General features: G+C 66.7%; 21 protein-coding genes. 3 read left to right on the top strand and 18 right to left on the bottom strand.

What is annotated here, in order from left to right; genetic code table 11:
* Positions 1–94 precede the first annotated feature (94 nt).
* Positions 95–997, top strand: coding sequence for a 2-hydroxyacid dehydrogenase (locus AQZ59_RS00430; RefSeq protein WP_062612124.1), 903 nt, complete (start codon positions 95–97; stop codon positions 995–997).
* Here the strand turns inward: AQZ59_RS00430 and AQZ59_RS00425 are convergent.
* Together AQZ59_RS00425 and dapA are read right to left on the bottom strand one after the other, a co-directional pair.
* The gene (locus AQZ59_RS00425) at positions 994–2,670 is read right to left on the bottom strand and encodes a ribonuclease J (protein ID WP_062612122.1); all 1,677 of its coding nucleotides are present in this window, start codon (positions 2,668–2,670) and stop codon (positions 994–996) included. The two genes, AQZ59_RS00430 and AQZ59_RS00425, sit on opposite strands and share 4 nt — an antisense overlap.
* A gap of 150 nt (positions 2,671–2,820) precedes the next feature.
* On the bottom strand, positions 2,821–3,717 hold the full coding sequence (gene dapA, locus AQZ59_RS00420; protein WP_062612120.1) for a 4-hydroxy-tetrahydrodipicolinate synthase: 897 nt from the start codon (positions 3,715–3,717) through the stop codon (positions 2,821–2,823).
* Positions 3,718–3,793: 76 nt separating this feature from the next.
* Here dapA and AQZ59_RS00415 point away from each other — a divergent pair, with 76 nt between their 5' ends.
* Positions 3,794–4,381 (top strand): GNAT family N-acetyltransferase, encoded by a 588-nt coding sequence (locus AQZ59_RS00415; protein ID WP_062612118.1) that lies wholly within the window; start codon positions 3,794–3,796, stop codon positions 4,379–4,381.
* A 4-nt stretch (positions 4,382–4,385) separates the two neighbouring features.
* Here the strand turns inward: AQZ59_RS00415 and AQZ59_RS00410 are convergent, their stop codons facing one another.
* From AQZ59_RS00410 to AQZ59_RS00400, 3 genes are read right to left on the bottom strand one after another with little or no spacing between them, the layout of a single operon-like run.
* Entirely contained in the window at positions 4,386–7,565 is a 3,180-nt protein-coding gene (locus AQZ59_RS00410) for a DEAD/DEAH box helicase (protein ID WP_062612116.1), read from the bottom strand.
* A complete protein-coding gene (dapB, locus tag AQZ59_RS00405; RefSeq protein WP_062612115.1) occupies positions 7,562–8,293 on the bottom strand; it encodes a 4-hydroxy-tetrahydrodipicolinate reductase in 732 nt (243 codons plus the stop codon). The genes AQZ59_RS00410 and dapB overlap by 4 nt, the downstream gene beginning before the upstream one ends.
* 23 nt (positions 8,294–8,316) lie before the next feature.
* Entirely contained in the window at positions 8,317–9,615 is a 1,299-nt protein-coding gene (locus tag AQZ59_RS00400; protein WP_082661080.1) for a M16 family metallopeptidase, read from the bottom strand.
* Positions 9,616–9,742: 127 nt separating this feature from the next.
* Between AQZ59_RS00400 and AQZ59_RS00395 the strand changes: the two genes are divergently transcribed.
* On the top strand, positions 9,743–10,435 hold the full coding sequence (locus AQZ59_RS00395) for a hypothetical protein (protein WP_062612111.1): 693 nt from the start codon (positions 9,743–9,745) through the stop codon (positions 10,433–10,435).
* Between the two features lie 62 nt (positions 10,436–10,497).
* Here AQZ59_RS00395 and AQZ59_RS00390 read toward each other — a convergent pair whose 3' ends face one another.
* The 13 genes from AQZ59_RS00390 to rbfA all read right to left on the bottom strand — a co-directional run bounded on the left by AQZ59_RS00390 (position 10,498) and on the right by rbfA (position 24,851).
* Positions 10,498–12,837, bottom strand: coding sequence for a polyribonucleotide nucleotidyltransferase (locus tag AQZ59_RS00390; protein ID WP_062612108.1), 2,340 nt, complete (start codon positions 12,835–12,837; stop codon positions 10,498–10,500).
* Between the two features lie 161 nt (positions 12,838–12,998).
* On the bottom strand, positions 12,999–13,268 hold the full coding sequence (rpsO, locus tag AQZ59_RS00385; RefSeq protein ID WP_062612106.1) for a 30S ribosomal protein S15: 270 nt from the start codon (positions 13,266–13,268) through the stop codon (positions 12,999–13,001).
* A gap of 146 nt (positions 13,269–13,414) precedes the next feature.
* Positions 13,415–14,398 carry a bifunctional riboflavin kinase/FAD synthetase gene (locus tag AQZ59_RS00380; protein ID WP_062612104.1) on the bottom strand — a complete coding sequence of 328 codons (984 nt, stop codon included), beginning with the start codon at positions 14,396–14,398 and terminating at the stop codon, positions 13,415–13,417.
* Entirely contained in the window at positions 14,395–14,613 is a 219-nt protein-coding gene (locus AQZ59_RS09660; RefSeq protein WP_082661051.1) for a hypothetical protein, read from the bottom strand. The genes AQZ59_RS00380 and AQZ59_RS09660 overlap by 4 nt, the downstream gene beginning before the upstream one ends.
* Positions 14,614–14,622: 9 nt before the next feature.
* Positions 14,623–16,323: a DUF2207 family protein gene (locus AQZ59_RS00375; RefSeq protein ID WP_062612101.1), complete on the bottom strand. Its 1,701-nt coding sequence runs from the start codon at positions 16,321–16,323 to the stop codon at positions 14,623–14,625.
* A complete protein-coding gene (locus AQZ59_RS00370) occupies positions 16,320–16,880 on the bottom strand; it encodes a LemA family protein (RefSeq protein ID WP_068538525.1) in 561 nt (186 codons plus the stop codon). The genes AQZ59_RS00375 and AQZ59_RS00370 overlap by 4 nt, the downstream gene beginning before the upstream one ends.
* 75 nt (positions 16,881–16,955) lie before the next feature.
* Positions 16,956–17,981: an ABC transporter ATP-binding protein gene (locus AQZ59_RS00365; RefSeq protein WP_062612097.1), complete on the bottom strand. Its 1,026-nt coding sequence runs from the start codon at positions 17,979–17,981 to the stop codon at positions 16,956–16,958.
* The gene (locus AQZ59_RS00360) at positions 17,957–20,359 is read right to left on the bottom strand and encodes an extracellular solute-binding protein (protein ID WP_062612095.1); all 2,403 of its coding nucleotides are present in this window, start codon (positions 20,357–20,359) and stop codon (positions 17,957–17,959) included. The genes AQZ59_RS00365 and AQZ59_RS00360 overlap by 25 nt, the downstream gene beginning before the upstream one ends.
* Positions 20,360–20,413: 54 nt before the next feature.
* Positions 20,414–21,820, bottom strand: a complete 1,407-nt coding sequence (locus AQZ59_RS00355; RefSeq protein WP_062612093.1) for an MFS transporter — start codon at positions 21,818–21,820, stop codon at positions 20,414–20,416.
* 103 nt (positions 21,821–21,923) lie between these two features.
* Positions 21,924–22,616, bottom strand: coding sequence for a response regulator transcription factor (locus AQZ59_RS00350; protein WP_062612091.1), 693 nt, complete (start codon positions 22,614–22,616; stop codon positions 21,924–21,926).
* Positions 22,613–23,398: a sensor histidine kinase gene (locus tag AQZ59_RS00345; protein ID WP_062612089.1), complete on the bottom strand. Its 786-nt coding sequence runs from the start codon at positions 23,396–23,398 to the stop codon at positions 22,613–22,615. Before AQZ59_RS00345 ends, AQZ59_RS00350 begins: the two co-directional genes overlap by 4 nt.
* On the bottom strand, positions 23,395–24,414 hold the full coding sequence (truB, locus tag AQZ59_RS00340; protein ID WP_236698623.1) for a tRNA pseudouridine(55) synthase TruB: 1,020 nt from the start codon (positions 24,412–24,414) through the stop codon (positions 23,395–23,397). Before truB ends, AQZ59_RS00345 begins: the two co-directional genes overlap by 4 nt.
* On the bottom strand, positions 24,414–24,851 hold the full coding sequence (gene rbfA, locus AQZ59_RS00335; RefSeq protein ID WP_062612087.1) for a 30S ribosome-binding factor RbfA: 438 nt from the start codon (positions 24,849–24,851) through the stop codon (positions 24,414–24,416). The genes truB and rbfA overlap by 1 nt, the downstream gene beginning before the upstream one ends.
* Positions 24,852–24,869 lie beyond the last annotated feature (18 nt).

Below are 24,869 nucleotides of genomic sequence, written 5' to 3'. Positions count from 1 at the left end.
GGCCCTACCCGAGCGGTGCCCACAGGCGCGCGCAAACGTGGCGTAAATGTGACTTGTTGCCACCCCCGTGATCGGATTGACTAGACTCGAAGCCATGACTGTCTCTGTGAGCATCCCCCAGCCCGAGTTCCGCGCCCTCGTGGAGAGCTACCCCGGGGAGGTGGAGATTGTCGAGTGGAATATCAAGAGCCCCGCGCCGCAGCGCCACATCGACATGGTCCTCACCCCGTTCGTCACGTACAAGCCCGACTTCCGCTTCCTTGAGGGGATGGACGCCTCCCTCATTCAGACCACGTCGATCGGTTTTGACCAGGTGATTGGCCACGTGGGCGACATCCCGCTGGCGAACGCCGCCACGGTTCATGAGACCGCCACCGCGGAGCTCACGCTCGGCCTGCTGCTCGTCATGCAGCGCCAGCTCCAGCGGGCCGTGCGCTCCCAGGACGCCGGCCACTGGGACCTCTTCTTCGCTCCCGGCCTGGCCGACAAGAAGGTCCTCCTCATCGGCTACGGCGGGGTGGGCAAGGCGATCGCCTCGCGCCTGGAGCCGTTCGAGGTGGAGCTGGTCCGGGCGGCGTCGTCGCGCCGCGAGGACGAGCTCGGCACGATCTACGGCCCCGAGGACCTGCCGGGCCTGCTGCCCCAGATGGACATCGTCATCGTCATCGTCCCCGGCGCGGCCTCCACGAATAACATGGTGGACGAGGCGTTCCTCGCCTCGATGAAGGACGGCGCCCTGCTGGTCAACATGGCGCGCGGGGCGGTGGCCGACACCGACGCGCTAGTGCGCCACGCGGACCGGCTGCGGATCGCGTTCGACGTCGTCAACCCCGAGCCACTGCCGGAGGGGCACCCGCTCTACACGCACCCGAACGTGTTCTTCACCCCGCACGTGGGCGGGTACTCGGACGCGCTGTGGCCGCGCCTGGAGGCGCTTCTCCACCGGCAGATCGCCCACTTGGAGAAGGGCGAGCCTGTGGAGAACCGCGTGAACTAGGCTTCGATGACGGTGGGGATGATCATCGGCTTGCGGCGCAACTTGCGAGCCACCCACCGTCCCACCACGCGGCGCATCGCCTGCTGCATCTGGTAGGTGGTGGCCGACGCGTTCGCGATCGACTCGTCGAGCGCCGTGCGCACGTCGGGCAGGATCTCCTCGAACACCGAATCGTCCTCGGCCATGCCGCGCGCCTGGATGTGCGGGCCAGTGAGGACCTTGCGCTCCTGGGCGTCAATGACGGCGAAGATCGCGATGAAGCCTTCCTCGCCCAGCGTGCGGCGGTCAGTCAGCTCGGCCTCCCCGATCTCGCCCACCGAGGAGCCGTCCACGTACACGTACCCGCACGGCACTTCGCCCACGATCGAGCAGTGCCCGTCGATCATGTCGATCACCGAGCCGTCCTCGGCCAGGATCACGTTCTCCGCCGGCACGCCCGTCTTGACCGCGATGGCGCCGTTGGCCACGAGGTGGCGGACCTCACCGTGGACCGGCATGGCGTACTCGGGCTCGAGGATGTTGTAGCAGTACAGCAGCTCGCCCTCGGCAGCGTGCCCGGACACGTGCACTTTCGCATTGCCCTGGTGGACCACCTTCGCTCCCAGCTTGGTCAGGCCGTTGATGAGGCGGAACACCGAGTTCTCGTTGCCCGGGATGAGCGAGGAGGCGAAGATGACCGTGTCGCTCGGGCCCACCGTGATCGACTTGTGGTTTCCGGAGGCGATGCGCGAGAGCACGGCCATCGGCTCACCCTGGGATCCGGTGGACATGTAGACGATCTCGTCGTCGGGAAGCGAATCGGCGTGCTTGAGGTCGATCAGCGTGTCCTCGGGGACGGACAGGTAGCCCAGCTCCTCGGCGATCCCCATGTTGCGCACCATCGAGCGCCCCACGAAGCACACCTTGCGCTCGTACTTGTAGGCGGCGTCGAGCACCTGCTGAACGCGGTGGACGTGCGAGGAGAAGGAAGCCACCACGATCTTGCCGCGCGCCTGGGCGAACACGGACTCGATGACCGGGCCGATGTTCGCCTCCGACGGCACGAAGCCGGGGACCTCGGCGTTCGTGGAGTCGCACATGAACAGGTCCACGCCCTCCTCGCCCACGCGGGCGAAGGAACGCAGGTCGGTGATCCGCCCATCGAGCGGCAGCTGGTCCATCTTGAAGTCGCCCGTGTGAAGGACCGTTCCCGCGTTCGTGCGGATAAACACGGCCAGCGCGTCCGGGATCGAGTGGTTGACCGCGATGAACTCGCACTCGAAGTTGCCGAGGTTTTCGATGTCACCCTCCTCGACCACATGCGTGTAGGGCTTGATGCGGTGCTCAGCCAGCTTGGCCTCGACCAGTGCGATGGTCAGCTGCGAGCCGATAATCGGGATGTCCTCGCGCAGGCGCAGCAGGTAGGGCACGCCGCCGATGTGATCCTCGTGTCCGTGGGTGAGGATGATCGCGTCGATCTGGTGGAGGCGATCCTTGATGTAGTCGAAATCCGGCAGGATCAGGTCCACGCCCGGCTGGGACTCTTCGGGGAAGAGCACGCCACAGTCGACCACGATCATGCGCCCGTCAATCTCGAAGACGGTCATGTTGCGCCCGATCTCGCCAATCCCGCCCAGCGGGACGATGCGGAGGGTGCCGTTCTTAATGGATGGGGGAAGCTTCGTCTTAGTCACCCCACCATTGTCGCATGTTTGGGCGCGGCTTGCTTTCACAGGTGGCGACGCGCTGCGTCACGACGCCGTCCACCCGGCTTGCGGCCCGAGCGCCCGGTTTGCACGGGGCCGGGTGGGCCGCCCGACCTGCCGCTTCTGGTTGGCGGCCGGCTACTCGATGAAGCCCTCGGCGCGCAGGGCAGTGCGGAGATTGGCAAGCTCGGCATCGGAGGCACCCACGAGCGGCAGGCGCACGGTGGCCGAGTCCAGCACGCCGATCATCTTGAGGGCCTCCTTGGCCATGACGGCCCCCTGGCCCCCGCCCATGACCGCATCGATGATGGTGGACTGCTTGGAGAACTCGGCGCGCGCGGCCGGCAGGTCCCCGGCATCGACTTCGGTGACGAGCGCACGGAGCCCGGAGGCGATGAGGTGGCCGGCCACCGACACCACGCCGGAGGCTCCGTGGGCGAGCCAGGCGAAGTTGAGCGAGTCGTCGCCCGAGTAGTACTCGAGGCCCGTGCGGGTGATGCGCTCAAAACCCTGTGGCACGTTGCCGGTGGCGTCCTTGACCGCCTTGATCTGCGGGTGCTCCGCCAGACGGTCGAGCGTGGCATCCGAGATCGCCACGCCGGTGCGGCCGGGAATGTCGTAGACCATGACGGGCAGGTCGGTGGCCTCGGCCACCGCCACGATGTGCTGGTAGACCCCGTCCTGGGAGGGGCGGTTGTAGTAAGGGGAGACGACGAGCAGGCCGTCCGCGCCTGATTCCTGGGCGCCCTTCGCGATGCGCACGGCGTGTGCCGTGTCGTTCGAGCCCGCTCCCGCCACGATCATGGCCCGGCCCGCAACCGCAGCCTTGACCTCGCGCACCAGCTCGTTCTTCTCCGGCTGGTGGGTGGTGGGCGATTCGCCCGTGGTGCCGGACAGGACGAGGGCGTCGCACCCGTCGTCGACCAGCTTGCACGCCACCTTACACGCGCTGTCGATGTCAATCGAGCCGTCCGGTTGGAACGGCGTGACCATGGCGACGGAGACGGAACCGAAGGAACGCGAAGGAGTATTCATGGCACTACCCTATACGGCGCTCCCCCATTCCGGCTCAGCTTTCGTCATCTGGACGTTTCCCTGACACAATGGCGGGGTGAACGTTGTGAAATCCGTGCGCCCCGCCCGACCCTCCGACGCGCTCGCCATCGCCCAGGTCCAGCGCGAGGCCATGTTGGAGGCAATCTCAGCCGGCCTCGACCACCGTGCTGGCCCCATGGTCGGCGCACAGCTCGAGATCGGCTCGCTTGCCGCCGCGTGGCAGGCCACGATCGAGGACCTGCCCTCCGATCGTCACCACGTGCTCGTGGCCGTAGCCGGAGACGAGGTGGAGGGCTTCGCCGCTGTCGCCCCCTCCCCCGCCGTTATCCTCAAGGGCGACGACGAATCCGGGCTCGACGCCGAAAGCGGGCGGCCGCGGGTCGCCTACGAGATCACGAACTTCTCCGTGCCGTTGCGCATGGCAAGCGCCGGCCACGATGCCCGCCTGCTCGCCGCCATCACAGACATCTGCACGGATGCCACCGAGCTCCACACATGGGCGATCGCCGGCCATGACCAGTTCACCCACTTCCTAGACGCCTCCGGCTTCGCCCCGCGCCCCCTGCGCCGGCACGCAGAGGTGGACGGGGAGGAAATCCGCGAGCACCTGTGGTGGACCACCCTCGAACGAGACGCCGACTAGTGCGCTAGTCGAGCAGGGCCCGCAGCTCGGCGGCGGACAGCTTGCCGTCCGCCGCGCCGTCCTCGCTCAGCACCCCGAGCAGCCGGCGCTTTTGATCCTGGAGGGCCACCACCTTTTCCTCGATCGTGCCCTCCGCCACCAGACGGTAGACGTGGACTGGGCGGGTCTGGCCGATGCGGTGCGCGCGGTCCACGGCCTGTTCCTCGGCCGCTGGGTTCCACCACGGGTCGGTGAGGATCGCGTAGTCCGCCATCGTGAGGTTTAGCCCCGTGCCGCCCGCCTTGAGCGAGATAAGGAAGACCGGCGCCTCCCCCGCGGCGAAACGCTTGATGAGGCCCGGGCGCCCGCGCGTGGACCCGTCCAGGTACAGGTAGGGAATCCCCGCCTCATCCAGCCGCTCGGCCACCAGTTTGAGGAAGCGCGTGAACTGGGAAAACACCAGTGCCGAGTGATGCTCGGCCACCAGGCTCTCCAGCAGGGGAAGCAGCTCATCCAGCTTGGAGGCCGGCGCGGCCGAGTCCCCGTCCGCCAGGCGCGGGTCGATCGCCAGCTGGCGCAGGCGCGTCAGCGACGACAGGATCTCGATCCGGTCCTCCTCCGACAGCCCGAGCACCCGCTGGCGCTCCTTTTCCAACTGCACATCATACATTCGCCGGTGGGATCCCTTGAGCTCCACGCGCAACACCTGCTCCTGCTTGGGCGGCAGGTCCAGGCTCACGGACTGCTTCGTGCGCCGCAGAAGGAACGGGCCGATGCGCCGGCGCAGCGTCGCCATGAGCTCCTCGCCCCCGCCGTCCGGGCTGGAGGCGGCCTTCTCGATCGGCTTGCGGTAGGCATCATTGAACTTTTCCGCCGAGCCCAGCAGGCCCGGGGCGGTGAGGGAGAACATCGCCCACAGCTCCCCCAAGTTGTTCTCGATCGGCGTGCCCGTCACGGCGAAGACCGTGGCCGCCCCCAGGCTTGCCGCCGCCGCAAACCCCTTCGACTTGGCGTTCTTCACGTTCTGCGCCTCGTCCAGCACCAGGCCCGTGATCCCAAGCGCCCGGTAATCGTCCGCCTCCAGCCGCATGAGGGTGTAGGAAGTCACCACGACGTCCGCGCCGCTCACCTCATCGGCCAGGCGGGTGCCCCGAATACGTTCGGTCGAATCGATGCCCACCACCTTCAGCGTCGGTGCGAAGCGCTCGGCCTCACTCACCCAGTTGCCCACCACCGAGGTGGGAGCCACCACCAGCCACGGCGAGCCGGGGTTACGCTCGCGGTCACGCAAAATCATCGCCAGGACCTGGACTGTCTTGCCCAGGCCCATGTCGTCGGCCAGCACGCCGCCCAGCCCCGCGTCACGCAGCTGGCTCAGCCAGCCAAAGCCCACCTCCTGGTAGGGGCGCAGTGTGGCATTCAGCGTATCTGGCACGGTGGCCGGCTCCGGTTCGGGGGCATTGCGCACTGCCTCCAGCCAGCGGTTCGCGGAAGCATTCACGATCCCCAGGTCGAGCAGGTCTTGCCACCAGGACTGCCGGATCTTCGGCACTCGCAGCTCCGAGCGCCGAGCGTCGCCCAGCAGACGCGCCTCCTCGATGAGCGCGCGCAACCTTGCAAGATCCGGGCTGTCGAGGTTCACGTACGAGCCGCCCACATAGGTGAAGCGTTGCCCCACGGCCAGCGCGCCCAGCAGCTCGCGTAGCTCGACCGGCTGCCCATCCACGAGCACCCGCATCCGCAGGTCCAGCCAGTCACGCGATTCGTCCACGTCCAGGTCTACCTGAACATCCTCGGCACGGCGGAACGTGGGGGTATCCTGGACGACCTCCACGCCGATCGCGGCCAGTTCGCTGGCCAGCTCATCCAGGGCCAGGAGCTGCTCGCCCCGGAGTTTGATCCAGCCCAGCCGCTCGCCCATCATCGCCGGGCACACCCGCGCCACCACGTCGCTCGCCTCGCTCCGGATCGCCTGCTCGGCCTCCGCGTTCCGCCCGGGCCCGGGCGGACTCCACAGCGGATACGTGCTGATCACGTGCCCACGCTTGTCCTGGTAGGCCCACTCCCAGTTCGCGGTCACCACGGGCAACCGCTCGCCCGAGGAGGTGAGGGTGAGGCGCAAAACCGGCTCGGGCGGCAAGGGCAGCTCGTACCCGTCCGTCTTGATCATCCCAGTCACGCGCAACGCCGGGAGGAAATCCCGCTCGAAGTCATCCTGTTCGGAGGTGGGGACGCGGACGTCCTTGCGGCGCAGGTAACTCCATTCCTCGCTTGCCACCGGCTCGAGGAAGGCCATGTGGAGCTTGCCGTCATCCCAAAACACCAGTTGGCTCGGCTTGCCGATAAGTAGGAAGTCCTTCGGATCGCTTGGATGGTTGAGCGCCGCCGTGACGTCGATGAAATCGCCCGTGTCCGTCAGATTAATCGTGGGAACGGCCGGCTCCGGCTCGATAATAATCGGCAGCTTCGTCACCGTGTCGACGAGTTCAACACCAGCGTCGATGCAGCCCTTGAGGTAGTACCCAAGGAGCGGAGAGTGCAGCATCGTCATTGACAGCGGCTCGCGCATCCCGAACAGGCCGCCCGAGCCCAGCTCACACGCCATGAGGAAGTCGCGCACCGCCCGCACCTGGCGCGGATCAAATTCGCGCCCGATCCCCTCCCGGAGGTTGGACAGCGAAATGCCCGTCTTGATCCACGTGTCCCGCTTGCCCTTCCGCATCGAATGCATCTCGAGCCTGCCGGTGGTCTGCTGCTTCCATATGGGAAGGCTCGACATAGGAACACGCGGCGCCGTGAAGGTAAACCCGAGCGCGATGGGATCTTGCCCCGTGGCTTCGAGACCCAGCATGTTGGTCAGCGCCCTGCGCCAGCCCGAGTTCGCGTCAGTGCGAGGACGGCTCACCTGCGAGGCGGTCATGAGCGACGGCGGCACGAGCTTAAGCGCCGTGAGCGTGGCGCTCACGCAGTGCTTACAGTTGTACCCCACCGGGCAGGTACACCGGCCGGAGAAATGGACGAATTCCTCCCCCTCCAGCTCGTATTCGATCCATTCGGTGTAGATCTCCCCGTTCGAGCCGCTAGAGATCGCCTCGATGTCCTCATCACTTGCCGACGTGACGGACGATTGACCGCGCAGGGCATACATGAGGCCCCGCGCGAACGAGCCCGAGTCAACGAAACGTTCGAGCCCGCCGTAGTTCATAGATTCAACAGCGACTCAAGGCCGTACGTCAGCCCCGGGCGGCCCGCCACCTCGCGCACCGCGAGCAGCACGCCGGGCATGAAGGACTCTCGCCCGAACGAATCCTGGCGGATCGTCAGCTGCTCGCCCGGGTTACCCAGCAAGATCTCCTCATGGGCGTACAGGCCGCGCAGGCGGACGGCGTGAACATGCACCCCGTCGATCTGCCCGCCGCGGGTGCCGAGCGGATCGGATTGCGTGGCATCCGGACTTGCCAGCCCCGCCTCCTTGCGCACAGCCCCAATACGCTGCGCGCTGGTGGTGGCCGTGCCCGACGGCGCATCCACCTTGTCCGGGTGGTGCAGCTCGATCACCTCTACCGACTCGAACATTGCCGCCGCCTTCTCCGCAAACAACATAGCCAACACCGCCGACAGCGCGTAATTGGGCGCAATGATCGCGTTCTTCCCCACACGCACCGCGTGTTCGCGCACCGCCTCTAGGCGCTCCTCCGTCCACCCCGTGGTGCCCACCACCACGTGCGATCCCGCATCGAGGATCGCGTGCACGTTCGCGTCCGTAGCGCTCGGCACCGTAAATTCAACGACGACGTCCGCCCCCGCCAGCGATTCGGCCGTGATCGGATCGCCCGCGTCCAGGCGCGCCACGAGATCGTGGCCGGCCCCTTCGACCGCCTCGCACACTGACCTACCCATGCGCCCTGCGGCGCCAACAACTGCAACCTTCATCTTATCCTCCTCTCCCCCCAAGTCTAAGACCCGGGTCCGACAATCATGAGCGATCTCGGCGAGCGGGCGATATCGCGGGCCAGCTCCTGGATCTGCTCCGCAGTGACGGCGCGCGCCTGGGCAAGTACTTCGTCGAGCGAACGCAGACGCCCGAACAGTTCGGACGTGCCGAGCCGGGAGCGCCGAAACGAGTTGCTCTCCGCGGAAAAGACGAGGCGGGCCCGGCGTTGGCGGAAGGCGATATCGACCTCGCGCTCGCTCACACCGCTGTCCGCGATGTCATGCAGGCACTCGGTCATGATCTCTGCCACCGCCTGCGTGTGGGAGGGCGAGCACAGCGCCTCCATCGCAACCAGGCCACCCTCAAGGTAGCCGGCCTGCCAGGCATAGGTGGCATAGGCCAGCCCGCGCCGCTCGCGCACTTCCTGGAAGAGCCGCGAGGACTGGCCGCCGCCCAGGATCGTCTCGAGCGCGGTGAGGATCTCCTCCCGCTCGTCCAGGAGCGGCAGCCCGGGGTATCCGACCACCACGGAGGACTGGCGCCCTGGGCGCTCCGCGAAGCCCTCACCCCCGGCCGTATACCGAATGTCCGCTCCGCGGCGGCGCGGTTCCGGCGCCCGCTCGGCCAGGTCCCACCCCGCCTCGCGCAGCTCCTTGGTCAGCAGGGCAACAAGCCGATCGTGGTCCACCTCCCCCGCGGCGGTCACGATGAGCTCTCCGGCATGGTAGTTGTCCCGGTAGTGGCCCACCATGTGCTCATGGTCGAGCGCCTCCACCGTCTCGAACGTTCCACCGATCGGCCGCGCCAGCGGGTGGGTGCCCATGACGAGCTCCAGGATGGCATCGGACGCGACGTCGGACACGTCGTCGTCGGCAGCGGCGAGCTCCTCGAGGATGACGCCGCGCTCGAGCTCCATGTCGGATCGGTCGAGGCGCGAGTTGCAGAACATGTCCACGAGGAGATTCAGCAATTCAGGCAGGTCGCCGGCGAAGACGTGGCCGTAGTAGCAGGTATACAGGCGGGCCGTGGCGGCGTTCATCGTACCGCCCAGCGCGTCGCCCAGGGCCGAGATCTCCGCGGCCGACCTTGTGTGCGTGCCCTTGAAGAGCAAGTGCTCAAGGAAGTGTGTGGATCCTTCAGCGTCCCGGGCCTCGTCGCGCGACCCGGCTCCTACCAAGAAACCGAGCGCCACCGACTTCTGCCCCGGCACGTGCTGGGTAAGCACGCGGATGCCGCTGGGGAGGAGTGTGCGCTGGGTGGGGATGCCGTCGTCGTCGAATGCGAGAGTGCCCGGAAGATCCAGTGGTAGTTGTAGCGCCATAAGATAGCCCATCTTACTTTTTTCGTCTCAACCACACCACCTGTCGCAACGGGCTTGCCCACGCGTTGGTGAGCTCTCTGGTCACAGATTTACAATCCGTAACGAAAGCATCTACTGAGGATTACGCATGCACGCACATTTTATTCCCTGGCCCACGCTTCCCCAGACCCCGCAGGGTCGGCCGCGCGCCGGAGCCCTCGTCACCACGTTCGCCGACGCAAGCACATCCATCCAGTGGTTCGACCCGGACATCCTGTTCTATTTCCAAGTCTGGGACCGCCTCGATGGCGCTGGCGGCAGCCGCCTCGAACCCGACATCTGCTTAAACGACAACGGCGATATATCTGTCGCAACCCTGCATACGCCGTGGGTCGAAGATAACATCCTGGGCCGATATTCAGTTCGCGACGGTCGATGGATCGACGAGCCAGATGGCCCGTGGGCCGAGTTCACTCGCCGCGCCTGTTCTGCCTTGGCCGAAGGCTTGCGTGCACCCAAAGTGGACCTGCCAGAAGGTAGAGTGTCCATCGTCGCAGTGCACAACTACCTCACGATTCATGTCAACTCTGGCGGAACGATGTATCGTCTGCTCGAGCGCGAGGTTCCCCGCGATGACGAATACGAGCCAATCTATCGACTCTTCGGCGTGCTGAGCGACGATTATCCCGTTCTCAGCCACGCCACCGCGGTCCTCCGGGATGACCGGTGGACCTACTGGGCACCCGGCACCGACGCCTACACCAACCCCAATGGAACACCTTCCCCCGCCTGGCTCGGTCTCGTCTCAGCCGCGTTTTGGAAGTTGTCGCAGTCTTCGTAGACCCTGGAGAGATAAGGGCGAGGGGCCAGCCCCTGCGGACCGGCCCCTCACCCATCTACCGATTACTCGTCAGCGGACTCCTCCGAGTCGCTTTCTTCGCGGGTGCGAGTGCGACGGCGACGACGCTCGCCGCCACGCTTCTCGCCATCCTCGCGGCGGTTACGGCGACGCGGGCGATCCTCTTCTTCCTTCGCGCTCTGCTCGGCCTCAGCGGCCAGCTGCTCGTCGGTGAGGACCGCGTGGAGCGAGAGCTTGCCACGCTGATCGATCTCGGCCAGCTCGACCTCGACCTTGTCGCCAACGTTGAGCACGTCCTCCACGGCGTCGATGCGCTTGCCACCGACCAGTCGGCGGACCTGCGAGATGTGCAGGAGGCCGTCCTTGCCCGGGGCCAGCGAGATGAACGCACCGAAGGTGGTGGTCTTGACCACCGTGCCCACGAAACGCTCGCCCACTTCCGGCATCTGCGGATCGGCGATCGCGCTGATGGTCTGGCGGGCGGCCTCGGCCGACGGGCCGTCGTTCGCGCCGATGTAGACCGTGCCGTCGTCCTCGATCGAGATCTCCGCGCCCGTGTCCTCCTGGATCTGGTTGATCATCTTGCCCTTCGGGCCGATGACCTCGCCGATCTTGTCCACCGGGATCTTGATGGAAATGATGCGCGGGGCGGTCTCCGCCATCTCGTCCGGGGCCGGGGCGGCTTCCTCGATGAGGTCGAGGATCGCGAGGCGGGCCTCGTGAGCCTGGGTGAGCGCCTGGGCGAGGACCGCGGCCGGGATGCCGTCCAGCTTGGTGTCAAGCTGGAGGGCCGTCACCATGTCACGCGTGCCAGCCACCTTGAAGTCCATGTCGCCAAGCGCGTCCTCGGCGCCGAGGATGTCGGTAAGCGCAACGTAGCGCTGCTCGCCCTCAACCACGCCGGAGATCAGGCCCATGGCGATACCGGCAACCGGAGCCTTGAGCGGCACACCCGCGTTGAGGAGCGACAGGGTGGAGGCACAAACCGAGCCCATCGACGTCGAACCGTTGGAGCCGAGAGCCTCAGAAACCTGGCGGATCGCGTAGGGGAAGTCCTCGCGCGCGGGCAGGACCGGGACCAGGGCGCGCTCGGCGAGCATGCCGTGGCCGATCTCGCGGCGCTTGGGCGAGCCCACGCGGCCCGTCTCACCGGTCGAGTACGGCGGGAAATTGTAGTGGTGCATGTAGCGCTTGGCCGTGACCGGCGAGAGGTTGTCCAGCTGCTGCTCCATCTTGAGCATGTTGAGGGTGGTCACGCCCAGGATCTGGGTCTCGCCACGCTGGAACAGGGCCGAGCCGTGAACGCGCGGAAGCACCTCGGTCTCGGCCGTGATGGTGCGGATCTGTGCCGGGGCACGCCCGTCCATACGCACGCCTTCGGTGAGGACGCGGTAGCGCATCTCCTCCTTCCAGTGCTGGTTCACAGCCAGGGTGAGGGCCTGCTCGCGGTCCTCGAAGCGGTCGGACAGCTCGGAGACGATGGTCTCGGTCAGCTCGTTGAGGGCGTCGTCGCGCTCGTGCTTGTCCACGATGCCCCACAGGGCCTCGAAGCGGCCGTTGATCTGCTGGCCAACAGCCTCGAACTCCTCGTCCTCGTACGGCAGGAAGCGCGGCAGGTCAAGCTCTTCCTTCTCCACCTGCTCGGCGAGCTTGAGCTGCGCCTCGCACAGGGTGCGGATGAAGGGCTTGGCGGCCTCGAGGCCCTCGGCAACCGAGGTCTCGGTGGGCTTCGTGCCGCCCTTGGCCACGTTGTCCAGCGCCTCATCGCCAGCCTCGGCCTCGACCATCATAACGGCGATGTCGTCACCAACAATGCGGCCGGCCACCACCATGATGAACGTGGCATCCGGAAGCTCGGAGTAGCGCGGGAAGGCCACCCACTGGCCGTCGATGAGGGCCAAGCGCACGGCACCAATCGGGCCCGAGAACGGCAGGCCGGAAATCTGGGTGGACATCGAGGCGGCGTTCATGGCGACGACGTCGTAGGCGTCATCCGGGTGAACCGTGAGCACGGTGGCCACGATCTGAACCTCGTTACGCAGGCCCTTGGCGAACGCCGGGCGCAGCGGGCGGTCGATGAGGCGGCAGGCCAGGATCGCGTCGGTGGACGGGCGGCCCTCGCGGCGGAAGAACGAGCCGGGGATGCGGCCGGCCGCGTACTGGCGCTCTTCGACATCAACGGTCAGCGGGAAGAAATCGAACTGTTCCCTCGGCTGAGAGGAGACGGCGGTGGCGGACAGGATGGTCGTCTCGCCGTCGAGGTAAGCAAGTGCCGAGCCGGCAGCCTGGCGGGCAAGCAGGCCGGTCTCGAAACGAATGGTACGGGTGCCGAACGAGCCGTTGTCAATAACGGCTTCGGCGAACTTCACGTCTGGACCCTCCATGGATCTCCTTTTCATCTGCCCGCGGTCATCGATTGTCATTGACGCTTTCGTGAGCGGCAACCACAACCGAGGACCGACGGGGATAACTTCTTCTACGTTCGCCCACCAGGCGGTGAGACGAACAATCGGCCCGCTCCATGGGGAGCGAGCCGATCGGGCGTCTAGCGGCGCAGGCCGAGACGCTTAATCAGCGAACGGTAGCGCTCAATGTCTTCGTTCTGAAGATACGTCAGAAGACGCTTGCGCTTACCGATGAGGAGCATCAGGCCGCGGCGCGAATGGTGATCGTGCTTGTGGGTGCGGAAGTGCTCCGTGAGTTCAGAAATACGAGCCGAGAGCAGAGCGATCTGCACTTCGGGAGAGCCGGTATCGCCCTCATGAGTCGCGTATTCCTTAATGATGTCGTCCTTACGCTCCTTGGACAGAGCCATACGATTCTCCTTCTACTCGTTGCGCGGAGCCTGGGGCATGTTCTCCCAAGCGATGACGCTCCGCGGCCGATCGAACGGCTTAGCTAGTCTAGCACGGCGCGCAATCACGCCTCCGTGGCCGCATGGGTGATATGCGCCTCTGTCAGTTAGCGGGCCGTGACGTCCTTCGGGTCCACCCTGTGCGAGACCGGCACGCCGAGGATCTCCGCGCTCTTGCGCAGATCGTCATCCATCTGGGCCTGCAGCTGTTCCACCGAGTCCATCTTCATCATTGGGCGCACGTAATCTACGAAGTCGATCGCGATCTCCTCCCCGTACAAGTTCAGGTCGGCGCGCCCGAGCACATGGGCCTCCACCGTGCGCTCCTCGCCGTCGAACTGGGGGTTCGTGCCGATCGAGATCGCGGCGGGAAGGTGGACTGTCGCCGTCGATCCCTTCACCTGCCGCACCACCCAGCCAGCGTAGACGCCGTCACGCGGCACCTCCCCCACGCCCGAGCCGGGCAGGTTCGCCGTGGGGAATCCGAGCTCGCGCCCGCGCTTGAAGCCGTGCTGGACGATCCCGCGCAGCCGGTGTGGCCGGCCGAGGATCTTCGCGGCCTTACGCACGTTGCCCGCCTCGAGCAACTCGCGCACCCACGTGGAGGAATAGCGCCTGCCGGACGGCCCGCCCAGGTCGTCGATGAGCGTCACGTCGATCCGGCCCTCGCCGTACTCGACCAGGAACTGCCCGTCCCCGGCGTTGCCCTTGCCGTAGCGCACGTCCTCGCCGACGACGACGGCCACCGCCTTCAGCTTCCCGATCAGCTCCTCGTCCACGAAGGCCTTAGGGGTCGTCTCGGCGTAGTCGAGGTCGTACTTTTGCACGACGACGCCGTCCAGGCCTGCCGCCTCCAGCATATTGAGACGGTCCTCGAGGGTTGAGATGAGCGGGAGGTCGACGTCGGGACGGTGGACGTGGCTGGGGTGGGGGTCAAAAGTGAGCGCCACGGAGGCAACGCCGCGCTCGCTAGCCTGCTCCACGGTCTGGGCGAGAATCTCGTGGTGTCCGCGGTGGACGCCGTCGAAGATACCGATGGTCACAACCGAGGGGCCGAGGTCGTAATCCTCGGCCGAGTGAAACACCTTCACTGCCCGCGCAATCCGAGCTGCATCCGGCCCTCGGAACGATCGTCTGGGGCGTCCGCGGGGGTGTTAGCCGTGCGCACGCCGTGGTGCTTACCCTTGCCACCGCAACCGCAGCCGCCACGGCCCTGCCCGTGCCCGTGGCCGCCGCACCCGCAGCCGCCACGGCCGTGGCCGTGTCCTTCGTGGCCCTTGCCACCGCATCCACATTGTTCACTCATAGGTTCATCCTAACGGATGCCGCCGCCGGATCCCCCACCGAACGAACCGCCACCGCCGCCGGAGGAGGAGAAGCCGCCCCCGCCCGAGGACGAGGAGGTGGCGTCGTTGTACGCGGAGCTGAGCGAGGAGGAGATCGAGGAGGCCATGGACACCGAGTTCGGGGTGAAGCTGGACTGTGTCGCGTAGTCCGGGTCCACGATCTTGAACTGCTCCTGGACCTCCTGCGCGATTCCGAGGTAGCCGGCCCACACCATGTACTGGTCCCACAGCAGCACCTGGGAGGCGCCGCGTTCGGCGAGCAAGGAGAAGTCCGTCAGGTAGTTGCGCAGCATGACGACGCGGCGGGCGAGCTCCTTGCCGCGGTCGGTCGCGTCGTACTTGGTGGTGGGGAACACGCCCAGCACTCTCTTCTTCGTCTTGACCATGAGGCCCTGGTGGATCATCTCCAGGCGTGACTGATCGAGCGCTTCTTCCCGCCACCGCTTCATGGTAGAGACATTCCTGCGCGTGTAGCGCTCGATCTCGCTGGCCTGCAAGATCCCGTCCTCGCCGGCAGCTGCCATCATTATGGACCACAGCCATTGCTCGGTGGGCCCTTGGATCACGGGCTCGCGCTGGATAATGAAGGCCGGCTCGTCGCGCTTGAAGAAGCGGCCCCGCTCCATCGTCGTCTCACGCACGGCCCCCTGCCCCACCCAGGTGAGGAAGAGCGCGGTGGCGAGTCCGGGCAGCGGAGAGCCATAGAGGGCCACGAGGTCCTCCAGTCGGCCGTCGTAGGGGATGTCGCGCCAGTACTCGTCCTTTTCCACCCGGCCCGCGAAGCCGTGCTTCGTCGAGTTCTTCGACCTCCTGGCCACATCGAGCCCGATCGCAACGAACGCGATGGTGAGAAGCGCGGGGATGGGGATCGACAGCAACTTGCCCGTCGATGACGATTCTCCCGTGACCAAAAAGTCGCCCTCGGAATCGTCGCCGCGATCGGAAAAGTCCGAGCCCTCCTTCGCCTTCGCCTCGAGGGACTCGGCGGTGTGGTCGAGCTGCGAGGTGGTGGCGAAGGGCCCCTCGGGGAAGATCGCGAGCATGACCATGTGGTCCGAGGAGTCGATCGGCCCGGAGGAGCTGGCCGTTAGCGCGCTAGCTGTGATCGCCGTGCGGCCCTCGTAGCCGAACCCCCACACGCGCGAGTTTTCCTGCGTGTAGGTCATGCCGATCGCGTTCGTCAGTGAGATCGAGATCGACTCACTGTACGTCATGTTGTAGGGGATGAACTCCCAGTACACGGCCTGGGCGCCGTCGGTGAGGTTCTTGACCACGTTCGTCACCGCGTACGTCATGACGGCGGTGTGGGTGCCGTACGTGCCAAAGCCGAAGGCGAGCTCGTAGCCGTCGTCGAGGGTCACGACGCCCGACTGGCCGGCTTTCTCCTCCAGGCTGCGGTCCACGTCCCACTCGCCCACGTCGGTCAGCAACTTGCCATCGAGCACCACGGAGAAGTCCGAGACCTTCGAATCGGCGAGGTTGCCGAGCGAAATGTAGTGCTCGGTGCCGTCCTGCGCCGTGAACGTGCGGGTGTCGGTCACGCGCATCGACCCGTCCGATTGCAACTCGGCCACGATGTCGATGCTTGAAATCTCGGTCGCCTGTGCCGGGATCGGGGCGAAGAGCGCCGGGATCAGGACAAGTGCAAAGGCGAAGACGAGGCGTTTCATGACCAGCCCGGCATCTCGTTCTTCGTGGCCGTGTTTTCGAAGTAGGCCTCCTGCTTGAAGCCGAACAGCGCGCCGACGATCATCGAGGGGAACTGGCCGCGGTAGCGGTTGAGTTTGGTCACCGCGTCGTTGTAGAACATGCGCGAGTGGCGCACGTTGTCCTCAAAGCGCGTCACTTCGCCCATCGCGGACTGGTAGGTCTCCGACGCGCGCAGCTGCGGGTAGGCTTCCGCGAGCGCGTTGAAGCGGCCGAGCATCGAGCCGAATGCCTGGTCGTCCGCCGCCACGTCGGCCGGGGTGGAGGTGGGGCGCAGGGGCGCGCGCTCCTTCGTCACGGCCAGAAGGGTCTCGGCCTCGTGCTCCGAGTACTGTTTGGCGGCGGCGATCACCGAAGTCAGGGCATCCCAGCGGGATTCGATCTGGGTGGCGATCTGCCCCATTGCGTTGCGAACGTTCTCCCGCAACGCCACGAATCGGTTGTAGGTGACGATGACCCACCCCATGAAGGCCAGGAGCAGGAATCCGATGATAAGAATGATGAGCAATAATGTAGGCATGGCCCCCATTATGACATCATGGCGCACGCCACTGCACCAGGGGAGATCTGGCAGATACCCCTAAGCGAACTGACGTCAGGATTGCGCTTCCACGAACCAGCCGTACGTGAAGACCACGCCGAGCTCTTGCCCCACCTCTCGCGTCCGCATGGTTTCCGGCTCGGTCACCACGAGGGTGCCGAGCGGCGTCTCCACCTCGTACTCCATGTGCGTGCGCGCGAAGATGGCACGCATGACCCGGCCGGTCACCATCCCCTGTTCCGGTTCGGTGAGCGCAAGGGTCTCCGGCGGCACGACGACGTCGGCCCGGCCCGGTACGAGTTGCTGGACGGTGGGCAGCCCCAGCCAGACTCGCCCAAACTCCACGTGTGCCACGCCCTCGCTGGCCCGGCTGATCTTGGCGCTCAGGATGTTGGGGATGCCCATGACGCGCGCGCAGAATGCGGTGGCGGGCTGACGGTAGAGCTCGGCCGGCCTTGCGCACTGGACGATGCGCCCGCGATCCATGATCGCCATGGTATCTCCAAGCCGGCATGCCTCCTCCACGTCGTGGGTGACGTAGATGGCGGCGATCTTGTTGCGCCGCACCTGCTCGATAATCGTGGATTGGATCGAGGCGCGCAGGGAGGGATCGACGTGGACGAGCGGCTCGTCGAGGAGGAGGATTCGCGGTCGGCGAACGAGGGTGCGGGCGAGGGCCACGCGCTGGGTCTGCCCGCCCGACAGGTGCTCCACGCCCACGTGTGCCAGGCCCAGGATGTTGAGTTGGGCGAGCGTGAGGTTGACCAGGTCCTCGCGCTGGGAGGGGGCAAGGCCGGTGTCGTCGAGCCCGAAGGCGACGTTGTCCCACACGTCGCGGCCGGGAAAGAGCACGGAGTCTTGGAAGACCGTGCCCGTGGGGCGCCTGTGCATGGGCAGAGAGTCCAGGTCACGGCCGAAGCTGATGCGCCCCGAAGCCCGGATGGCCCCCGAGATGGCGTGGACCAGGGTGGACTTGCCGCACCCGGATGGCCCGACGATCGAAAGGACCTGCCCGGGTTCCACCCGCAACGACACGTCCTGCACGATCCCCGCGCTCACACGGTCGACGACGAGCGCCATCGCTTCCTCCTCACTTCGATCCACAGCACGCCGGCCACCGCCAGCAGGGAGATCACCAGCATGCTCATGATGATGCTCAGGCCGAACGCTTGCCCGTCTGCGGCGGCGGCGACCTGACTTTGGACGGCCAGAGGGGTCAGGGCAAGTCTGCCCCCGACGTCGATAAAGATGGCCGGCGCGCTGCGCGTGAGGACCAGGCCCGTCAGCAGCGCGACCGCGATCGTGAGGGTGGGCCACACGATCGGGAGAAGCTCGCCGGCCAGGCGCAAGCGGTAGGCCCCCGCGTCACGCATGGCAGCAACGAAGGGCCGAATGTCGAGGCGGACGATCACCATCGCCAGCACCGCCAGCGGCAGCACCAGCAGCAGGTAGGCCAACACCACCCCGAGGAAGCCCTGATAGAGCGAATCGACGCCCACGATCGGCGGCACCAGCTTCGCGCCGGCCAGCTCCATCCAGTCGCTGTGCAGGGCACTGACGAACACCCCGCCGGTGGTCTGCGCACTAAGGACGAGCACGAGCGAGGGATAGACGAGCAGGTGTGCGCGGCGCACGGGCACGGCCATGACGATAAGGCCGGCGAGGATGAGGGCGACGGTCACGACGACGAGGAGGATGGCCACGGTCGTCGTGACGGACAGGGAGGCAGAGCGCCTCGCGTTGGCCGCCACGATCCAGGCGAGCGCCACCAGGGGAACTGCGAGCGCGAACAGCAGGCCAGCCCAGGGCTGCGGGGCCGGCGGGCTGGGTGTGGCGGGGTCGACACTGCGGATCCGCGCCGTCAGCGCCCGGCTGAGCGGGAGCGAAACGAGCGCCGCGATCGCACACGAAATAGCGAGGGCCGCGGGCATGGCACCGGGCCGGTTGGTCGACATGCCGATGAGGATCTCGGAGGCGAAATACCGCCGCGTGCCACCAAAGACAAGGGTGAGCGTGGGGTCGGTGAGGGTGAGCAGGCCGGCCACGGCCGTGGCCATGAGAACGCCCCGGGCCGCTTGCGGCGCCACCAGCCTGGCGGCGATCGCGGAGCGCGGCAGACCGAGTGCCCTGGCCTCGATGAGATGGCGATCACCCACGGCCGACAGGGCCAGGAGCGACACAGCAAAGCCGATCGGCACCGAGGAGATCGCGCTGGCGAGGATCACCACGCCCGTACCGTCCACGTCCAGGCCGAAGGGAGGGTAGGTCAGGGCCAGCGCCCACGTGGCCGGCGGCAGAAGGAAGGGCGTGACGGCGAGCATGGCAGTGATCACGCGGAAGCGGCCGAAGCGGTAGCCGAGCGCCAGGGCCATGCCCGCCAGCGCGGAGACGAGCCCGGCGGCCAGCGCCACGACCAGGCTGCGCGGCAACGCCTCCAGGTAGGGCGAATCGCCCAGCCGGTCACGCTCCCACGTCGCGATGAGCTCGGAGCGGTGGGCGCCCGCCCGCTCGATGTCCTCCCCGAAGATCGGCACCGCCACGGCATCGAGCGTGGTGCTCAGGTTACCAGCGAGCGCCGCCGACGTCGGATACTGCGTGGAAGCCGCCGCGCTCACCATCTGCCCCTCATCGGAGATGGCGTAGCCGACAAAGACCTCGGCCAGCTCGGGGCGCGTGGTCCCGGCCAGCACCCCCACCGAGCCGATCTCGAAACCGACACCGTCGGCGAAGTAGACCGGGTGGACCGCCTTGCCAGCGTTCCGCTCCGCCAGACAGTAGGAGTCAAAGGTGAGAGCCAGGGGAAGCCGCCCGCCGGCCACGATCGGCGCGGGGAACGTGCCCGACGTGGTGTAGGTGCCCACATTCTTCTCCAGCGCCCGATAGTAGGCCCGTGCCCCGTCCTCCGAGCCAAGCCGCTCGACCTGGCTCCACAAGATCGTGGCCGCCGTTCCCGACGTCGACGGGTGCGGCATCGCGATCGCATCGGCGTAGGCCGGGTCGATGAGGGCGTCCCACGAAACTGGCGCCACGGCGTCGTTGGCCACGCACAGGCTGAGTACGCCGCCGTAAATCCCAAACCAGCGCCGGCCGGGATCCTTCCAGCGCCCCGGGATCGAGTTGGCCGGCTCGCTCGCAAGCGGGCGCAGCAGACCGTCGGCGGCGGCCTGGGTGTAGGCCTCGGCTGGGCCGCCCATCCACACGTCGAACTCGCCGCGCGCGTTGGGCGAGGAGATGTGGGCGAGGGCCTGCGACGTCGGCACGCGCACCACCAGCGCATTCACCCCCTGAGCCGCCTCGAAGGAGTGCGCCACCGCCTCGCACGCCTCGGCCTTGTTCGAGCACAGGATGGTCAGGTCCGGCTCCGTCTGACGTGTGAGGAGCGCCCCGATGATTCCCACCGCGATCAGCGGCGCCACCACGAGCCAGGCATGGCGGTGGAACCAACGGGAATGACGCATAGAAGAGAGCATAGTCGCGCTACTTCCTTCTATGCGCCATCCCGCACTCGCCGATTACTCGTTGCCCTGAGTCTCCAGGCGTATGAGTTCCTCGCGAGCCTCCATCATCTTCCTCTCATCCTTACCCACGATCATCATGAGGACGAAGGCGAGGATCACGATGGCGGTCAGCGTGGCGTACGTGACGTTCCAGCCGAAGCGGTCAATGAGGATGCCGACGCCGGTCGAGGCGAGCGTTGCGCCGAGCAGATAACCGAACATGCCGGTGAAGCCCGCCGCGGTGCCCGCCACCTCGCGCGGCGAGAGGTCAATGGCCTGCAGGCCGATGAGCATGACGGGGCCGTAAATGAGGCCACCGATAATGGCGATGAGCACGTAGAAGATCCAGATCGGGGCGGTGGCCGGCAGCTGCCAGTAGGCCACGAGCGCGATACCCACTCCGGCGATGAACAGCATGCCTGCGCCCGAACGCCAGCCCTTGAACACCTTGTCCGAGATCCAGCCGCACAGGATCGTGCCGACAATGCCCGCCAGCTCGTAGATCGCAAACCCGATGATGCCGGTCTTGATGTTCGCGCCATGGATGACGTCGGTGAGGTAGACCGGGATCCAGGACAGCACGCCGTAGCGCAGTGTGTAGACGAACACGTTGGCGATGGCGAGCAGCACCACCACGCGGTTGGTGAGGACGTGCTTGAACAGCATCGTCTTCCACGTCAGGTTCTTCTCCTTGCTCTCCACCTTCGCCGGGTCGTTACGGTACTCCTCGATCGGGGGCAGGCCCACCGCCTCCGGCCGATCGCGCAGCATGAAGAAGATGAGCACGGCGATGACGAGCGCCACGATGCCGGGGACGAGGAACGCAGGCGTCCAGTCCGAATCGGAGGTCTGGAACTGGTCCAGCGCCCACACGGCCAGCAGGCCCAGGCCACCGGCGCCGACGTTGTGAGCGGTGTTCCACAGCGACGTCATCCAGCCACGCTCGGAGGTGGAGAACCAATGCACGAGGATGCGGCCCGACGGCGGCCAGCCCATGCCCTGCGCCCAGCCGTTGATGAACATGACGGTGGCGAAGATCCCCACCGACCCCACGATCGAGGGCACGAAGGAGATGACGATGTTGATGATGGCCGACAGGGCCAGGCCGATCGGCATGAAGTAGCGGGCGTTAGCTCGATCTGAGAGCATCGCCATGAAGAACTTCGACAGGCCGTAGGAGAAGAGAACGGCGTTGGCCACAATGCCAATCCCGACCGTGTTCATCAGGTCATATTCCTTGAGCAGGCCCGAGACCAAGGAGACGTTGTTGCGGATGAGGTAGAAGGCTGCATACCCGATGAAGATGCCCATGAAGACCTGCCAGCGCATGCGCTTATAGGTCTTGTCAATCTTCTCTTCGGGGAGCCGGGGTGCGGCCGGCGGTGCTAAGAGCACACCGAGCCCGCGTGATGTCTGTGCCATGATTGTCCCTTTCGCATGAGCGCATCGTTGCGCCGATACGTCGATGCTAAAAGGGGGCCAGTAACAGCGCCGGAAGGCAAAGTTACACTTGGTAACCGGCCCGTTACTCTTGGGCCGAGGCTTGCTCCTGGACCGAGTAGCCCTCCCCGCGGTGCGAGCGGATCACGACGCCGACCCCGGACTTCTCCAGCGTCTTACGCGTGCGGTAGATCGCGGTTTTCAGCATCTCGCGCCCGCCGTGGTGGTCGGGGGCGCCCCACGCCTCGTTGAGGAGCTGACGGTGGGTGACCACGGCGCCGGCGTGGCGAATGAGGGTGGTGAGGAGGCGGACCTCGGTGGCGGAGATGTTGAGGCGACGCCCGCGCCACGTGGCCTCGAGCCGGTCCGCGTCCACCACCAGCTCGCCGATGGCCTCGCGCACCTCATCCGGGTAGCTGCGCCGCAAGAGGGCCTGGGCGCGCAGCGCCAACTCCTGGGGCGAAAACGGCTTGGTGATGTAGTCGTCCGCGCCGGCCTTCAGGCCTCTGATGCGGTCCTCCACGTCCGAGCGGGCGGTGAGCAAGATGATCGGCAGGTCACCGACCTGGGAGCGGATGCGCGCGGTCAGGTCGAGCCCCGAACCGTGCGGGAGCATGATGTCGAGGACCGCAAGGTGAAAGTGGGAAGTGGACAGCAGTTGCCACGCCTCGGCGGCGCTGGCCGCCGTTAGGCACGTAAATCCTTTGGATTCGAGGGCGAAGGTGACGATGGCGAGCATCTGCGGCTCGTCGTCCACCACAAGGACGCGCGGCATCATTCACCTCCCGGATTGCCCAGCGGCAGGAGCACCACGATCGTGGTGCCGACGTCGGGGCGGGTATCAACCATCATCTTTCCGCCGTGTGCCGCCACAATTTCCTGTGAGACGAGCATACCAATGCCCGAACCCGGCCGGCGGCTCGATCCGGTGGCGAACGGGGTGAAAAAGCGTTCCAGATCCGCGCTGTCCATCCCGTTACCGTGGTCGGTGACCTCGAGCAGGGCTCCCCCGTCCTCCGCCTGGTTCACCCGCACGCGCACCCCGTCCTCGCCCTCCGAGTGGCGGATGGCGTTGTTGACGAGGTTCCACACGAGCTGGCGGATGAGCTGCTCGTCGGCATACAGCGGCAGGATCCCACCACGCACGTCCACCAGGATCGGGATGTCAGTGGTGCGGCGCAGGGACTGGGCGGCATCCCCCACGACGTCGCGGATATCCACCAGGTCGAGCCGTAGCGCCGCCCCGTCCTTAAGCCGGCGCTGGACGAGCGAGTTCTCCGCGATTCCGATCGCCTGGGTGGCATTATCGAAGATCGTGGACACGAAGCTAGCCTGGGTCTCGTTCAGCGGGCCGGGGCTCTCCCCCATGAGGAGCTCGGCCGAGGCCTCGATGAGCGACAGCGGCGTGCGGATCTCGTGGGCGACCACCGCCGGCTGGCTCTCATACCGCTTGACTTCCACGCGCGCACGCTCCAATTCTGAGGTCAGGCGACTGTTGAGGACGGCGAGCCTGGCGATGATCCCCGCCGCGACCACCGCGATGATGATGGCCGCGATCATAGCGTGAGCTGCAGATCCGGCTTGAGCTTGCCCGAGCGGGGCGAGACCAGCGCCGCCGGCTCGTCGCCCACGAACGTGGCAGCAGGCCAGGGCTCGCCGCGCGTTCCCTCCGTGGAGGCCGTCCGCTTGTCGATGAACAGACCGTTGCGCAGGGCGCGGGCCTCGGCGTCGTCGATCGCCATGACGGGGAAGACCTGCCGGCACACTTGCGCCATCGAGGCCGCGGGCAACTGCTCCCCTATGCTTGCCAGGTCACGCAGCTGGGCGACCGTCCGCGCGTCGTCGACGTGCCAGGGCCCGATCTGCGTGCGGCGCAGGGAGGTTAAGTGCGCGCGGGTTCCGATCGCCTCGCCGACGTCGCGGGCAAGCGCCCGCACGTACGTTCCGCTCGATGCGGTGACGACGACGTCGAAGTCGGCAACCGCCACATCCCGCCCGCCGAGCTGGATCTGACTGCGCTCGACCAGGCCGGTGCGCTCGAAGCGCTCGATGCGGATGGGGCGGGCGGCGAGCTCGACGCTCTCCCCCTCACGCGCCAAATCATGGGCGCGCTTGCCATCCACCTTGATCGCGGAGACCGTGGAGGGCACCTGCATGATGTCGCCCGTGAGGGCGGCCAGCGCCGCGTCGATCGCCGCGTCCGAGGCCACCGGCGGTTCGGCCGGCGTCAGCTCGCCCTCGGCGTCGTCGGTACTTGATCCGACCCCGAGCCGGATGCGCGCCTCGTAGGTCTTGTCCGCGCCCACGAGGTACTGGATAAGCTTCGTCAGCCGGCCGGTGGCCACGATGAGCAGGCCGGTAGCCATCGGGTCAAGCGTGCCGGCGTGGCCCACCTGCCGGGTGGCGCCCAGGCGGCGCAGCGCGCCGACCACATCGTGCGAGGTCACGCCGCGATCCTTGTCGATCAGCAGCAGCCCCTCACACGGCGCCTCGCCGCGCGGCAACTCGCCCCAGGGCTTCGGGCGCGCCTGGCGGGCGATGGCCCGCTGGCGGTTCCGCTCCCGCCCCTTCGGCACTACTCCTCGCCCTCGGCGTCCTCGAACTGGCTGCGGTAGGGGTTCTCCCCGCCCGCGGGCACGGCGCCCTCGGCGCGCTTGCGGATGTCATCATCGCGCTGGCGGGCAGCCGCGAGCAGGTCCTCCATCGCGCGGGACGATTCGGGGAGGGAATCGAGCAGGAACTCGATCGACGGGGTCAAGCGCAGGCCGAGCTGCTTGCCCACCGCCGAACGGATCATCCCCTTCGCCGACTCGAGCGCGTGGCCCGACTGACGGCGCTCCTCCTCCGATCCCATCACCGTGTAAAACACGGAGGCATGCTGGAGGTCCCCCGTCACGCGCACGTCGGTCACCGTCACCATTCCCAGGCGCGGGTCCTTCAACTTGGTATCGATAAGCCGGGCAACGATCTGGTGAATCTGATCCGCTACCCGATCAACACGTGTATTGGCCATGGTTCTCCTTTGCGTCAG

This window comes from Trueperella bernardiae (assembly GCF_001469025.1).
Lineage (GTDB): Bacteria > Actinomycetota > Actinomycetes > Actinomycetales > Actinomycetaceae > Trueperella > Trueperella bernardiae.
Note: the sequence above shows the minus strand (reverse complement) of the source record. Positions and strands in the feature narration are given on the sequence as shown.

What these genes read in the sequence shown, in the direction of transcription:
- AQZ59_RS09660 (WP_082661051.1), bottom strand. Translation starts at nt 14,613, where the DNA reads ATGAGTGAACAATGTGGATGCGGTGGCAAGGGCCACGAAGGACACGGC.
- AQZ59_RS00360 (WP_062612095.1), bottom strand. Translation starts at nt 20,359, where the DNA reads ATGCGTCATTCCCGTTGGTTCCACCGCCATGCCTGGCTCGTGGTGGCG.
- AQZ59_RS00430 (WP_062612124.1), top strand. Translation starts at nt 95, where the DNA reads ATGACTGTCTCTGTGAGCATCCCCCAGCCCGAGTTCCGCGCCCTCGTG.
- AQZ59_RS00410 (WP_062612116.1), bottom strand. Translation starts at nt 7,565, where the DNA reads ATGAACTACGGCGGGCTCGAACGTTTCGTTGACTCGGGCTCGTTCGCG.
- AQZ59_RS00345 (WP_062612089.1), bottom strand. Translation starts at nt 23,398, where the DNA reads ATGATCGCGGCCATCATCATCGCGGTGGTCGCGGCGGGGATCATCGCC.
- AQZ59_RS00355 (WP_062612093.1), bottom strand. Translation starts at nt 21,820, where the DNA reads ATGGCACAGACATCACGCGGGCTCGGTGTGCTCTTAGCACCGCCGGCC.
- dapB (WP_062612115.1), bottom strand. Translation starts at nt 8,293, where the DNA reads ATGAAGGTTGCAGTTGTTGGCGCCGCAGGGCGCATGGGTAGGTCAGTG.
- rbfA (WP_062612087.1), bottom strand. Translation starts at nt 24,851, where the DNA reads ATGGCCAATACACGTGTTGATCGGGTAGCGGATCAGATTCACCAGATC.
- AQZ59_RS00350 (WP_062612091.1), bottom strand. Translation starts at nt 22,616, where the DNA reads ATGATGCCGCGCGTCCTTGTGGTGGACGACGAGCCGCAGATGCTCGCC.
- AQZ59_RS00395 (WP_062612111.1), top strand. Translation starts at nt 9,743, where the DNA reads ATGCACGCACATTTTATTCCCTGGCCCACGCTTCCCCAGACCCCGCAG.
- AQZ59_RS00400 (WP_082661080.1), bottom strand. Translation starts at nt 9,615, where the DNA reads ATGGCGCTACAACTACCACTGGATCTTCCGGGCACTCTCGCATTCGAC.
- AQZ59_RS00375 (WP_062612101.1), bottom strand. Translation starts at nt 16,323, where the DNA reads ATGAAACGCCTCGTCTTCGCCTTTGCACTTGTCCTGATCCCGGCGCTC.
- rpsO (WP_062612106.1), bottom strand. Translation starts at nt 13,268, where the DNA reads ATGGCTCTGTCCAAGGAGCGTAAGGACGACATCATTAAGGAATACGCG.
- AQZ59_RS00365 (WP_062612097.1), bottom strand. Translation starts at nt 17,981, where the DNA reads ATGGCGCTCGTCGTCGACCGTGTGAGCGCGGGGATCGTGCAGGACGTG.
- AQZ59_RS00390 (WP_062612108.1), bottom strand. Translation starts at nt 12,837, where the DNA reads ATGGAGGGTCCAGACGTGAAGTTCGCCGAAGCCGTTATTGACAACGGC.
- dapA (WP_062612120.1), bottom strand. Translation starts at nt 3,717, where the DNA reads ATGAATACTCCTTCGCGTTCCTTCGGTTCCGTCTCCGTCGCCATGGTC.
- AQZ59_RS00370 (WP_068538525.1), bottom strand. Translation starts at nt 16,880, where the DNA reads ATGCCTACATTATTGCTCATCATTCTTATCATCGGATTCCTGCTCCTG.